The 3038-nt window shown below is 57.9% G+C and carries 2 tRNA genes and 2 rRNA genes (1 of these 4 cut by a window edge); all 4 read left to right on the top strand.

What is annotated here, in order from left to right:
* Window positions 1-229 precede the first annotated feature (229 nt).
* Window positions 230-1714: ribosomal RNA gene (locus ACEUEL_RS22250) — 16S ribosomal RNA — on the top strand.
* Window positions 1715-1886: 172 nt separating this feature from the next.
* Window positions 1887-1963: transfer RNA gene (locus tag ACEUEL_RS22245), tRNA-Ile, on the top strand.
* A gap of 95 nt (window positions 1964-2058) precedes the next feature.
* Window positions 2059-2134, top strand: a tRNA-Ala gene (locus ACEUEL_RS22240).
* 340 nt (window positions 2135-2474) lie between these two features.
* Window positions 2475-3038, top strand: a 23S ribosomal RNA gene (locus tag ACEUEL_RS22235) (it continues 2250 nt past the right edge of the window).
* Together the 16S and 23S rRNA genes with 2 tRNA genes alongside form the textbook arrangement of a ribosomal RNA operon.

The raw sequence follows: 3038 nt of genomic DNA, 5'->3' as shown, positions 1-3038 counted from the left end.
CGGCTGTTTGACAGGTTTGGAAGAAGGAAGAGAGACGTAGGCGGCGGGGTCCTTGCGGGCGCTGTTATCTCCGGGAGACCGGGGATAGGAGCGCTGGATGAGACACGGTGTCATACGTACTACTCAGATAGAGGCTCCGAAGCTCTGTGAAGAGTTTTGTGAGGTCTCGACCTCGTCAAGAGGTTTTGAGTGCAAGCGACGAATGATTTGCCGGATTGATTATCTCATTCAACTTGAGAGTTTGATCCTGGCTCAGAGCGAACGCTGGCGGCAGGCTTAACACATGCAAGTCGAGCGCCCCGCAAGGGGAGCGGCAGACGGGTGAGTAACACGTGGGGATCTGCCCAATGGTACGGAACAACTCCGGGAAACTGGAGCTAATACCGTATGAGCCCGCAAGGGGAAAGATTTATCGCCATTGGATGAACCCGCGTCGGATTAGCTAGTTGGTGAGGTAAAGGCTCACCAAGGCGACGATCCGTAGCTGGTCTGAGAGGATGATCAGCCACACTGGGACTGAGACACGGCCCAGACTCCTACGGGAGGCAGCAGTGGGGAATATTGGACAATGGGCGCAAGCCTGATCCAGCCATGCCGCGTGAGTGATGAAGGCCTTAGGGTTGTAAAGCTCTTTCGCCGACGAAGATAATGACGGTAGTCGGAGAAGAAGCCCCGGCTAACTTCGTGCCAGCAGCCGCGGTAATACGAAGGGGGCTAGCGTTGCTCGGAATCACTGGGCGTAAAGCGCACGTAGGCGGATCTTTAAGTCAGGGGTGAAATCCCGAGGCTCAACCTCGGAACTGCCTTTGATACTGGGGATCTTGAGTCCGGAAGAGGTGAGTGGAACTGCGAGTGTAGAGGTGAAATTCGTAGATATTCGCAAGAACACCAGTGGCGAAGGCGGCTCACTGGTCCGGTACTGACGCTGAGGTGCGAAAGCGTGGGGAGCAAACAGGATTAGATACCCTGGTAGTCCACGCCGTAAACGATGGAGGCTAGCCGTTGGCGAGCATGCTCGTCAGTGGCGCAGCTAACGCATTAAGCCTCCCGCCTGGGGAGTACGGTCGCAAGATTAAAACTCAAAGGAATTGACGGGGGCCCGCACAAGCGGTGGAGCATGTGGTTTAATTCGAAGCAACGCGCAGAACCTTACCAGCCTTTGACATGTCCCGGAATTGGATGAGAGATCGACCAAGCCCTTCGGGGCCGGGAACACAGGTGCTGCATGGCTGTCGTCAGCTCGTGTCGTGAGATGTTGGGTTAAGTCCCGCAACGAGCGCAACCCTCGCCCTTAGTTGCCATCATTCAGTTGGGCACTCTAGGGGGACTGCCGGTGATAAGCCGAGAGGAAGGTGGGGATGACGTCAAGTCCTCATGGCCCTTACGGGCTGGGCTACACACGTGCTACAATGGCGGTGACAGTGGGAAGCGAACCCGCGAGGGTGAGCTAATCTCCAAAAGCCGTCTCAGTTCGGATTGCACTCTGCAACTCGAGTGCATGAAGTTGGAATCGCTAGTAATCGTGGATCAGCATGCCACGGTGAATACGTTCCCGGGCCTTGTACACACCGCCCGTCACACCATGGGAGTTGGCTTTACCCGAAGGCGCTGCGCTAACCCGCAAGGGAGGCAGGCGACCACGGTAGGGTCAGCGACTGGGGTGAAGTCGTAACAAGGTAGCCGTAGGGGAACCTGCGGCTGGATCACCTCCTTTCTAAGGATGTTCCCTCAGCACGGCCATGATCTTCGGATCGGGCACGGCTATCGGAGCTCTTAGATCAAGCCCGCAGTCAGCGGGCATTTGGCGGGACGCCGCCGTCTTCGTTTCTCTTTCTTCATGGACGAGCCCGGGCCGGGATCCTCGCAGGAGGGTAGCCGCCGGCTTGGGGCCTGTAGCTCAGGTGGTTAGAGCGCACCCCTGATAAGGGTGAGGTCGGACGTTCGAGTCGTCCCAGGCCCACCACTCATCATGCGTGCCGCTGATCACTGGCTGCGCTTTCGCCCGTTCGCGTCGCGAACGAGCTGTCGCACGTTCCGCAGATGCGCCGCATCTGCTCGGGGGCCATAGCTCAGTTGGGAGAGCGCGTGCTTTGCAAGCATGAGGTCGTCGGTTCGATCCCGTCTGGCTCCACCAGTTATCCTGGTAGCGCCGGCCGCGCGGATCGCCGCCGAGACGGTCGATCTCGTCCATGAAACCTGAATTCGCACATTCCGCAGGCGGTGCCGGGAATGAGGCGTGTTGTCTGACATTGTGAAGAGGCATTTCGTTCGACGCGATCGCGGGAACCCTCGGGTTTTCGGGATGGGTCGGAGCGGGCGGGCAACCGTCCGGGGCCGACCACCGGGTGCTGACCGCACCGGGGTCGAATGAGATGCGAAGCTGGTCTTTTCAAAGATCGCGATACCGGAGGCGGGTCTCTCAAAACCGCCTCGCCCCAAGTTCCTTAAGAGGGGTGGGTATCGACGATGAGAACGATCAAGTGTCTTAAGGGCATTCGGTGGATGCCTTGGCGCTGAGAGGCGATGAAGGACGTGGTACGCTGCGATAAGCGTCGGGGAGGTGCGAACAACCTTTGATCCGGCGATTTCCGAATGGGGAAACCCACCTTCGACGACTGGGACTCTGAAGTCTTGGCCTGGAGCGATCCGGGTGCGAGGCTTTGGAATTCCAGTTGTCAGATGAAGGTATCAAATCCTGAATCCATAGGGGTTTGAGGCGAACCCGGGGAACTGAAACATCTAAGTACCCGGAGGAAAGGACATCAACAGAGACTCCGTTAGTAGTGGCGAGCGAACGCGGACCAGGCCAGTGATGAATGAGCGACAAGCGGAACCGGACAGGAAAGCCGGGCCTGAGTGGGTGACAGCCCCGTACGCGTAATGCAATCATTCATCCTCGAGTAAGGCGGGACACGTGAAATCCTGTCTGAACATGGGGGGACCACCCTCCAAGCCTAAGTACTCCTCAGCGACCGATAGCGAACAAGTACCGTGAGGGAAAGGTGAAAAGCACCCCGACAAGGGGAGTGAAACAGTTC

Source organism: Ancylobacter terrae (genome assembly GCF_045108345.1).
Lineage (GTDB): Bacteria > Pseudomonadota > Alphaproteobacteria > Rhizobiales > Xanthobacteraceae > Ancylobacter.
The sequence above is the reverse complement of the archived record's forward strand: the minus strand, read 5'-3'. Positions and strand labels throughout refer to the sequence as shown.